Below are 7,939 nucleotides of genomic sequence, written 5' to 3'. Positions count from 1 at the left end.
CATCGATTCAAAAACATTCCAAGGGAAAAATGGCACAAGCCATAATTGCGCCTTATCAAAAAGTCGTTGAGCGCGCAAAGAAAACATAAACACTAAAGGGGACGTTTCAATCATATGTGTTTCGGAATAGAGCCAATGGATTCAAACATACCGATTTCAATATTTATTTTTTGCCATCCAAATACTCTAATACTTCCTCCGCATTGGTATCCGGCTTTACTTTGGGCATCACTTTCTCAATCATTCCTTGTGCATCGATTACGTAAGTTGTACGCACTACGCCCATGCTTACCTTTCCATAAAGCTTCTTTTCTTTCCAAACATCGTACGCTTGAATCGCTTTTAGGTCCGGGTCGGACAACAACACAAAAGGTAACTCATACTTTTCAGCAAATTTTTGATGTGAAGCTACCGAGTCTTTGCTGATTCCAATTACCACTACATTCCGATCTTTAAATTTCTGAAAGTTTTTTGCAAAAGCACATGCCTGCCGCGTGCACCCTGGTGTATTGTCCTTCGGATAAAAATACAATACAACACGTTTTCCCAAAAAATCAGAAAGGCTTACCTCTTTCCCCTCTTTATCATGAAGCGCAAATTCTGGCGCCTTGATTCCAGTTTCTAACATAAAAACACTCCTTTCTATACATCTGTATTGTACCACAGCTTTCTGGCGGATACCACGAAACTTTGTTAATCATCGTTGCATCCATATTCAAGAAGACTCGATTCGTTTCTCATAAAAAAGCGCGGAACGGCCAATCCGTTTCCGCGCTTTTCCAACCAAACTTCTTAAATTCTTACCACGGAGTCAGCTCCAAATACAAATTTTTGTACTGCTTTGCCGAATTTTCCCATGAGACATCTTTTTCCATATCGCGCTCCACAATCGCATCCCAATTTGAACGTGTTGTGAAGTAAACGGTTTTGGCTCGATTGACCGCGTCAAGAAGAAGTCCTGCTTCATAGCGGTCAAACGTAAATCCATTTCCTGACCCGGTATACTTATTATAAGGTTCTACCGTATCCTTCAAACCGCCTGTCTCACGAACGATTGGCAATGTACCATAGTGCATAGCGTTGAGCTGTGTTAGACCGCATGGCTCAAAACGCGACGGAACCAACAGTGCGTCTGCACCTGCGTAAATGCGGTGAGCTCGAGACTCATCATATTGAATGCAAGCACTGAACATTCCACGATAGGCACTTTCATAATAGCGGAACATATCCTCGTACTGTTGATCACCAGTACCCAACACCACAACCTGCGTATTACCGTCCATCACCTGAGGGATAATCGCATTGACTAAATCCAATCCCTTCTGATTGGTAAGACGCGAAATTAAACCGATGACCAATTTTCCCTCATCTTGTACCAATCCCAGTTCACTTTGAAGCGCCAATTTATTTTCCTTTTTGCATTTCAAAACAGTATTTCGATCGTAGTGGACAACTAGAGCCGGATCTACATTGGGGTTCCACATTTCATAGTCAATTCCGTTGACGATTCCCCTAAGTTTATAACTATGATAACGCAGATGTTCTTCAAGCGCTTCTCCGTATTCACTTGTTTGAATTTCCTGGGCATACGTATCACTTACTGTGGTAATACGATCCGCGTAAGCAAGACCGCCTTTGAGCATGTTGGCATCTTCATACCCCTGTTTCAACGCGCCCATATCAAACACTTCGTCCGGTAACCCGGTCCAATACTGAATCGTAGGAATGTTATAAATTCCCTGAAAACGAAGATTATGAATGGTTAAAATCGTACGTGCCCGTCCCACAGGAGAGTTGCGGAACAATGTCCGCAGATATACCGGCACAAGAGCCGCCTGCCAATCGTGACAATGCAGGATATCCGGAATCCAATTCATAAAATTGAGTGCTGCCAGCGCAGCCTTACTGAAAAAGCAGTATTTGGGTATATCGTCCACTAAGCTGATATATGGATTCCCACCAGAGAAAAATTCCTGATTGTCAATGAAATCATAAATTACACCATCACAGATGTATTCCATAATTCCCACATAGTAATTGCGTCCTGTTCTGCCCAAATCCATATAGAATTCGCCACGATAAACCATCTTATCCTGATATTTTTGAGGAATACACGCATAACGAGGTAAAATCACGCGGACATCACAGTTTTGTTTTACCAACTCCCTTGGCAACGCATACATTACGTCTCCCAAGCCGCCTGTTTTCACAAAGGGATAGCATTCAGAGCCAATGAAGGCTACACTTCTGCGGGGAAGATTCGGTTCTTGATATGTCATTGGTTGGGGCATGCAGTCCGGCTTTTGTTCAGGCAAAGTATCCTTTTCAACAATAGCGTTTTCTTTGTCTATGGATACAGTCACTTTTTCCTTAGTTGCATGAGCGGACTTAGCACCCGAAGCCTTTTTCTTAGTTTGTGTCTCCTTTTTTGCCACAGATGCAGATTTTGGTCCTGAAGCAACATCCTTTTTCACGTTCTGCGCCGTTTTTTTCGCATTCTTTTCTTTGACTGGTGTATTCTTTTTCGAAGGGACACTCTTTTCTACCACAGGAACATTCTTTTTTCGGGCTGGGGCCACTTTTTCCGCAACATCCGCTTTCGTTGCATCCAAAGGCGCAACCTCCTTCGTTTCCAGTTGTTTGTTTTTGGGGGCTGCCGTTTTCCTTGCCATAACGAACCTTCCTTTCGTTTTCATTTTAAGGATTTTCTGCAAGCCATTCGGCCCCAGACTCTTTTGCTCATCCGATTCTTTGCCGGATATTGCTATCATTGAGAAAATGGTAGCACATCCCTTTCGAAATTGCAATTATACACAACTTGCGAAAATTGTTGTGTTTTATCCTCTTGTGTCAAGTCCGGTAAAAGTCACAATAAATATAAAAACGGGACAAATAATTGTCCCGTTTTATATTGGTTATTAATATTCTTTTTGTGCCATGATTTGAATCGATATCATACAGGAAATTACCATAACAAAGATTAAAATGATCAATGCAATTAGAGATACCAAAATCCAATTTATTTGCGTATAATCAAGATTCTCAAGCCAAGGTCCCCAATAGGAAATCGTCGGGAAAATGGCTACAAATGGCACCAGAAAAGTCAGCGTCATAGGAATTCGGGATTTCTCTGTACCCAATTTCAAAAAGAGTGGAATGTCGACTGCGATCACGAGCGTGTAAACAATCAAAATTGCCATTCCACCGCCCACACCCATAATGAGAGTTTCGATAGAATCTTCAGCTTCACGAAAGAAAGCAAAATCCAGAACGGCGCTGAAAAGACTAGCAAGTAGCCCCACAATATACATGGCACCATAGTAAAGTACATATTTCGAAACCACTAGATCCTTAGGAGTAATGGGAAGTGTCAAGGCATAAGCATTCCAGTGAGAGGTTTCGTCCAAAGAAAAAATAGAGATTAGGCTCATCGTTACTCCCAACATCAGCATAGATGGCAGCATGGACATTGTTTTCATTGCGAAACCTATGATTAAATAAATCACCAACAGCAGTCCAATTTGACGAATCAAATATCCACGGATAGAATAAAAATCCTTCAACATAAGGCCTAAAATCGGATGCGTTTTCATATAGCTTCTTCGCTTCCTTTCACAAAAAAGGTCATGATATCATCAATCGACGCTGGCTCGATTAACAAATTGGGATATGTCTTGCGTACCTGAGGCGCGTTGTCAACCAAAAATTCCATATCGAACCGACTCTCGCGATGACCCAATATATGTGCCTTATCAAAACATGAAAGTTCACTTTTCCCGCATTTGCACACAGCAAACTTCTCCAGCAGAGCATCTTTCTCCATTTGAAAAACAATGCGTCCTTTATGAATAAACACAATATAATCTGCCACTTTTTCCAAATCACTCGTGATATGGCTGGACAAAAGTACGCTATGACTTTCATCTTCTATAAATTCTAGGAACAGATCCAAAATTTCACTTCGCACCACCGGATCCAACCCGCTGGTGGCTTCGTCCAGAATCAAAAGTTTTGGATGATGGGAAAGAGCTGTGGCAAAAGCAGCCTTAACGCGCATTCCTCGAGAAAAATCTTTCATTGGCTTCTGTTCAGGCAACTCAAAACGTTTGCAGAACTCCTCAAACAATGCAGCATCCCACCGGGGATGAAGTTTTTGCATGATTGAGCCTATTTCTCTCATATTGAGAGTAGGCGAAAAAAAGCTTCCCTCCATGACAATGCCAATATCCTCTCCGATGCTGCGTCGGTCTTTCACGGGATCCTTCCCCAATACGCGAAGTTCTCCACCATCTGTGTGCAGTAACCCTAAAATGGATTTGAGCGTCGTCGTTTTTCCAGCGCCATTTTCTCCAATAAATCCAACAATCGTACCCGTAGGAACATTAAAAGATATGTTCTGCAAGCTGAAATCTTTGAAATGTTTTGAAAAATTCTTTACCTCAACAGAATATTCCATCATTCTTCCTCCCATAGCAGCGTAAGCTGCTCTAAAAGTTCTTCTCGCGCCACCCCGCCTCGTCGTGCCGCATCCACTGCCTTTTGCAAAATGTCTTCTGTCTGCCGCAGTGCTTCCTCGTGGAGCAAATCAGTGTTTTGTGCTGCCACAAAGCTGCCTTTTCCGGGCACAGTAATTACAAATCCGTCCCGTTCCAAGTCTTCGTAAGCAGCTCTTTCGCTAAGGTTCGAATACCAGGTAGGGCGTCCCCTTCTCCTAGTTCGCCTGAAAGGATCTGCGCTTTGATCTGCGAGGTGATTTGCTCGTAGATCGGCTTGCCAGATGTATTACTAATTAGGATATCCATTGTACACCTCAAAATATTCTGTATATATACTGTATGCATAGTATATAACAGTATTTACAGTGTGTCAATAGTAATTACAAAAAAAATTCCCCGCGCGAAGATTCGCGCGGGGAATTTTTTCTCATTATAATTTGGAGTAACCAAAACTATTCACTAATGCATCAATACGTTGACCCGCTTTACACATGGGACAATCATGTGCAGCATAACTCTGATAATCTGGAACATCCTGTTGATGGAAAATTGCATTGATTTGATAGCCATCAATTTCTTCAACTTTCGAAAAAATGGATGCTACACCAGCCATAATTCCACCATAGTAAGAAATACACTCAGCGCTTCTACGAACCGTAATGCCCGTGCTAACGCTAGCCATCAAAATCAGAACATGTTTTTTCTCCACCATAGGCTGTAAATTATCCCGGAAGATTAATTGGCTGGTACCATTTATTTCTGGTGTAATCACATAAATTGTTTTATGTGAATTCATAGAATGAAGGCCCGTACGCGTTAATTCCTGAGCTAGAAGCGTACCAATGACCTGCGTTCCATCCAAACAAACAATGGTATCAATCACCGTGTTCAGCATATATTTCCCAGCGAGTGTTTGAGCGACATCCGTTGCTTCAGAAACACGGGTTTTTAACGTTGTCATGTCAATATAGTAATTAACATGCGAATGGTTTGTGGCAAAATGACCAGGGACTACTTTGAGAGGGACCGTGCTGTTTTTCGTGTACAATTTCACAATGCGGTTTTCCATAAAAGCATCTCTCCATTTCAAAAAGCGCTCATTCGGGTGAATGAACGCTTTTTTTTATCTTATCATGCCACAAAATAGATTACAATAAAAATCACAAATTTGCTTCTAATTTGTGATTTTTACACAAACGTTTCGAAAGAAAACAGGAAATATCACAAAATCCTTTAGCCGCATAAGGGACCAGCAGCACCGAATAATTAATGATATAAAGGCTCTTTGCTTCCCAAAAGGTGTGAAAAACAAACCCACCAAATACAACCAACGCAGGGATCAAATGCTCAACCGACCAGGTCCTGTGTGCCTTCCAAAGTGCAAGTGCAGCACCAGCATATAAGAGCGTTTGCAGCACATCCGCCCAAAACACCAGCACATCATGAACAGGTCCTGTATAACAGGCTTGTACCCACGCTGGAGCCAAATGTTCAGTCAATGCATTTTTGCTAATCCAGAAAGTGGCGTAAGTCGGTTCGCACCACTGGCTAATAATTTTTAGTCCAAAAAAATGCACGGTATAACTGGGATTGTTCCAAAATTGTATGAGACTTTCCTGAATCGAACCCAGGGCCTCTTGGGTAATAGCGCTATTATCAAACTGATGAAGTACATATAGCATATCATTGTATTCATTGTACCACCCCGGGGCCAGCGGTCCGGTCTGCAATCCCATGGCAATCCAGGCCCAAAAGGTCTCTCCATTGTGTAAATCGTATCCGGAAAGACGCTCCATTACATATAAAATTAATTCACTTGCGCCAAGCGCCAATCCCACACACACCACTAACCCAAATAAGGGACGTATGCATCGCTGACGCAGAGCGGATAGCAAAAACAAAATCACTAAGCCAACCAAAAAGACAGCGCTGTTGGGCTTTGCTAGCATAGCCAACGTGATGCATATTGCCGTCGCTGCATAAAAACGATATTTCGACGTTTCAACAGCACGAATTGCCCACACCAACGCCCCCGTAGAAAAGGCCGCAGAAACCAATGTGCCATAAATAAACGTAGATAGCAAAGCAATCGGATAAAAAGCAACACACAAAAAGGACGCCATACACAACATCTTTTTGTCAGACGTAAAAAGATTTGTCAGCCGCAACAGAAAATATACCAAAACCGCAGCAAAAAACGCATTAAAAAATTGAAACGCAAAAAAATAATGCCCCTCTCCGAAAATTCGCATAATCAGAGCTGCCCAAATGCTTGTAGCCAATTGATATGGAAATTGAGAAAAGTAGGCTCCTGGCCGTAAAAGAGAGTAGTCGCCCAACAAGAGATTTTTCGCATTCTGATAGATAAATATCCGGTCAGCCGTAGGCATGGTATGATTTGAAAACGCCCAAAAACCCCCGAGTGCAAACACAATCACACAGGTGAAAAACATAATCGCACGAGAAGAAATTTGCTCACAACGAGGTATGATCCATGCCGCCAAAGCGAAAAACACGCCACAACAGAAAATCACAGGTAAAAACGAAGCACTGGAATATTGCGGAATCTCATCATAGCTTTCCGGGAAATACACTGTAACGGCCAAACTGCAAACCGCTAGTCCCGTGCATAAAACAACCGTACAAAAAAGAAAAAAGGCACGCGCAAAACGATACAAACGCGGTGTGCCAATAGCTTGCTTCGGCATGCAGATCTCCCCCTTTTGCTGCTTGTATCATCATACCAGAATCACAATGCTTTTTACAATTCATTCATGCAAATTTGTGCTGTGTATGGTATAATTTTATAAGAAAATGAAAATTGTATTGTTGACATAAACATAAGAAAAGGAACTTGGTGACCATGAATCTGTTGTTTTTCTTAACGCCAAAAGCAGAAGTGGCATACTTATACGATGATTTTACCGTCCGTCAAGCACTCGAAAAGATGGAGTATCATCGCTATTCTTCAATTCCTATTTTGAATCGGAAAGGAGAATATGTAGGAACCATTACAGAAGGCGATTTGCTTTGGACGATTAAACGAACATACAATCTAAATTTACAGGATGCTGAGGATATGCCCTTGATGAGCGTTCCCCGTAAACACGATTACCATTGTGTTTCTGTGGATACTGATATGGAAAAGTTGATTGCGGCGGCAATGAAGCAAAATTTTGTCCCAGTAATTGATGGAAAAGAAAGTTTCATTGGCATTGTAAAGCGTAATAGTATTATCCAATTTTGTTATGATCGATACAAACAAGCGTCAAGCTGTGTAGAATATGGTGCCGAAAGAAGAATTCGTCCACAAACCTCGCAGAAAAGCGTTGACAATTAAGAAAGAATCGAGTATAATAACTTTTGCCGTCAGAAAGGACGGCAATGTCCGGGTGTAGCGCAGTTTGGTAGCGCGCTTGAATGGGGTTCAAGAGGCCGTGAGT

Annotated in this window: 7 protein-coding genes and 1 pseudogene; 1 reads left to right on the top strand and 7 read right to left on the bottom strand. The window is 42.0% G+C overall.

Going from position 1 to position 7,939, the window contains the following annotated elements; translation table 11 throughout:
• Nucleotides 1–163 precede the first annotated feature (163 nt).
• From bcp to AB5H98_RS11960, 7 genes and pseudogenes are all read right to left on the bottom strand, one after another.
• Entirely contained in the window at nucleotides 164–628 is a 465-nt protein-coding gene (gene bcp, locus AB5H98_RS11990; RefSeq protein WP_367926129.1) for a thioredoxin-dependent thiol peroxidase, read from the bottom strand.
• A gap of 172 nt (nucleotides 629–800) precedes the next feature.
• Nucleotides 801–2,672, bottom strand: a complete 1,872-nt coding sequence (locus AB5H98_RS11985; protein ID WP_367926128.1) for a glycogen/starch synthase — start codon at nucleotides 2,670–2,672, stop codon at nucleotides 801–803.
• 246 nt (nucleotides 2,673–2,918) lie between these two features.
• Complete coding sequence (locus tag AB5H98_RS11980) at nucleotides 2,919–3,593, bottom strand: ABC-2 transporter permease (protein WP_367926127.1); 675 nt, start codon at nucleotides 3,591–3,593, stop codon at nucleotides 2,919–2,921.
• Entirely contained in the window at nucleotides 3,590–4,456 is an 867-nt protein-coding gene (locus AB5H98_RS11975) for an ABC transporter ATP-binding protein (RefSeq protein WP_367926126.1), read from the bottom strand. The genes AB5H98_RS11980 and AB5H98_RS11975 overlap by 4 nt, the downstream gene beginning before the upstream one ends.
• Nucleotides 4,456–4,802: pseudogene (locus AB5H98_RS11970) on the bottom strand (GntR family transcriptional regulator). The gene AB5H98_RS11975 and the pseudogene AB5H98_RS11970 overlap by 1 nt, the downstream one beginning before the upstream one ends.
• Nucleotides 4,803–4,926: 124 nt before the next feature.
• Nucleotides 4,927–5,565 (bottom strand): orotate phosphoribosyltransferase, encoded by a 639-nt coding sequence (locus AB5H98_RS11965; protein WP_367926125.1) that lies wholly within the window; start codon nucleotides 5,563–5,565, stop codon nucleotides 4,927–4,929.
• A 91-nt stretch (nucleotides 5,566–5,656) separates the two neighbouring features.
• On the bottom strand, nucleotides 5,657–7,204 hold the full coding sequence (locus AB5H98_RS11960; protein ID WP_367926124.1) for a hypothetical protein: 1,548 nt from the start codon (nucleotides 7,202–7,204) through the stop codon (nucleotides 5,657–5,659).
• 155 nt (nucleotides 7,205–7,359) lie between these two features.
• On the opposite strand from AB5H98_RS11960, the gene AB5H98_RS11955 reads away from it, so the two are divergent.
• Nucleotides 7,360–7,836, top strand: coding sequence for a CBS domain-containing protein (locus AB5H98_RS11955; protein ID WP_367926123.1), 477 nt, complete (start codon nucleotides 7,360–7,362; stop codon nucleotides 7,834–7,836).
• The last annotated feature ends 103 nt before the right edge of the window (nucleotides 7,837–7,939 follow it).

The sequence above is a fragment of the uncultured Ruthenibacterium sp. genome, from assembly GCF_963558415.1.
GTDB lineage: Bacteria > Bacillota > Clostridia > Oscillospirales > Ruminococcaceae > Ruthenibacterium.
Note: the sequence above shows the minus strand (reverse complement) of the source record. Positions and strands in the feature narration are given on the sequence as shown.

Bases quoted from the DNA above. Each gene is read 5' to 3' on its own strand.
- bcp (WP_367926129.1), bottom strand. From the start codon at position 628: ATGTTAGAAACTGGAATCAAGGCGCCAGAATTTGCGCTTCATGATAAA.
- AB5H98_RS11985 (WP_367926128.1), bottom strand. From the start codon at position 2,672: ATGGCAAGGAAAACGGCAGCCCCCAAAAACAAACAACTGGAAACGAAG.
- AB5H98_RS11980 (WP_367926127.1), bottom strand. From the start codon at position 3,593: ATGAAAACGCATCCGATTTTAGGCCTTATGTTGAAGGATTTTTATTCT.
- AB5H98_RS11975 (WP_367926126.1), bottom strand. From the start codon at position 4,456: ATGGAATATTCTGTTGAGGTAAAGAATTTTTCAAAACATTTCAAAGAT.
- AB5H98_RS11965 (WP_367926125.1), bottom strand. From the start codon at position 5,565: ATGGAAAACCGCATTGTGAAATTGTACACGAAAAACAGCACGGTCCCT.
- AB5H98_RS11960 (WP_367926124.1), bottom strand. From the start codon at position 7,204: ATGCCGAAGCAAGCTATTGGCACACCGCGTTTGTATCGTTTTGCGCGT.
- AB5H98_RS11955 (WP_367926123.1), top strand. From the start codon at position 7,360: ATGAATCTGTTGTTTTTCTTAACGCCAAAAGCAGAAGTGGCATACTTA.